Genomic DNA, 1,708 nt, shown 5'->3' with positions numbered 1-1,708 from the left:
ATACAATTTATTCAGCAAAATTAAATAATAAAACCAAAGATGTCATTTTGCTCTATAAAAAAATTGGAGATGGCGGTGGCTTTGCACAACTTAAAAACAACAGCGGTGCAAGATTTAAAGGTTCTGATCTAGGTCATGCTAATGATTTAACTGCAGTAAATTCTGGCACTACAACATCACTTTATATTGCTCCAATAGAAGGGAAATACGAAAATAAAATTATAAAATTAAATGTAAATTCTAGTGGCTATACATTCAGTAAAGCATATACAGTAAAGTACAATGGAACTATTTTGAACAAAGGATTCTCAGGTATAACATATTATAAAACTGTAAATGGTAAACAGGAGTTTATTGTAAAAGTAGGCCCATATTGTTATATAGGTACATTTGATGATTCTAATAACACTTTAAATTGTACTCGAGGTTTTTCATTAAACTACAAATTAACTTCATCAGATGTAATTACTCAAGGTGATAGGGATATTGATTTTACAAACTATATTGGACAAGGTATTTGTTATTACAACAATAAAATATATATACCTCTTGCCAAACCAAGTGAAGGTAACAGTAAGCTGCCTTCAAATGTCAGCATAGTATTGGCATATAACTTAAATGATAATACTGTAAACAACTCAGTGAGGTCAAATATAAAAAATGATTTGTTTTTTAGAATTACAAGCGGACCTAAAACTTATGGAGAGAAATTTGAAATAGAAGGTGTAGATTTTGACAGTAGCGGTAAGCTTTACTTTAATACAAATCGTGATGGTGCACTAGGTGCAATTGATAGTGTATCAATATTTACAGATACTGATGGAAATCCTTATATAGGAAAATAAATATTTATCAAAAAAGCTGTACAATTTGTGCAGCTTTTTATTCTTGTAGTAAAAAATATATAAATTAAGTAGCTATAATGAACGTTTACGACGAATAAGTTCATAAAAAAGATATGTTATGGTAGAGTAAAGCATATACCTTATATAATTATTAAAATATATGAAAGGAATGATTTATTATGAAAAAGAAAAAACGAATATCATCATTATTGGTAGCTTTAGTGATGTTATTCACCTGTGTCCTTAGCAATACTTCATTAAAAGTACATGCTGCCACAGAATCTATTTATACAACAAAAGGAGAGACAACTAAGATTTATGCTAGTGCATTTACACAAAACACTGATGATTGGGCTTGGATGAGTATGGGAGATACTATTGGCCTTTTGTATCAGAATGTGACTAATTTAAATGCTATTGATGCAAATAGTGCATTTGCAAAATCTAATAGTACTGCAAACTTTGGTATAAATATTGCTGATGGAAATATTGCTGATGGAGATAAAAGCACATTAAAATTCCATGTAGGTACAGTTACAATTAAAGCAGATGGGTATGATGATGTTGTAATTAATTTAAATAAAGATTATTCACAATCATATGCTGCAGAGAAGACTAGTTGGGGTATTAGTGGAAATACCACACAAATTTTACTTAATGATTATTTACCAAAAGATGCAACAGCAAAAGTAGATTATCTTCACAAAATTACTGGGGTTAAAGCAGATATTACTTTAGCAGAATATCAATATACTAAAAAAGCGCCAGTAACACCAACAACAGGGAAAGATATATATACAAAAGGAGAGACTACAAAGATTTATGCTGGTGCCTTTGCACAAAATACTAGTGATGACTGGGCG

The 1,708-nt window shown here is 30.1% G+C and carries 1 protein-coding gene and 1 pseudogene; both read left to right on the top strand.

Going from position 1 to position 1,708, the window contains the following annotated elements:
- Positions 1-845, top strand: an 845-nt coding sequence (locus FAY47_RS15830; RefSeq protein WP_207706257.1) for a hypothetical protein, incomplete at its 5' end; no start/stop codon positions are given.
- 179 nt (positions 846-1,024) lie between these two features.
- Positions 1,025-1,708 (top strand): annotated as a pseudogene (locus FAY47_RS21005) (endoglucanase); the annotation flags it as partial.

This window comes from Clostridium sp. HBUAS56017, assembly GCF_007115085.1.
Taxonomy (GTDB): domain Bacteria; phylum Bacillota; class Clostridia; order Clostridiales; family Clostridiaceae; genus Clostridium; species Clostridium cibarium.
This window is presented reverse-complemented; position numbering and strand designations above follow the sequence as displayed.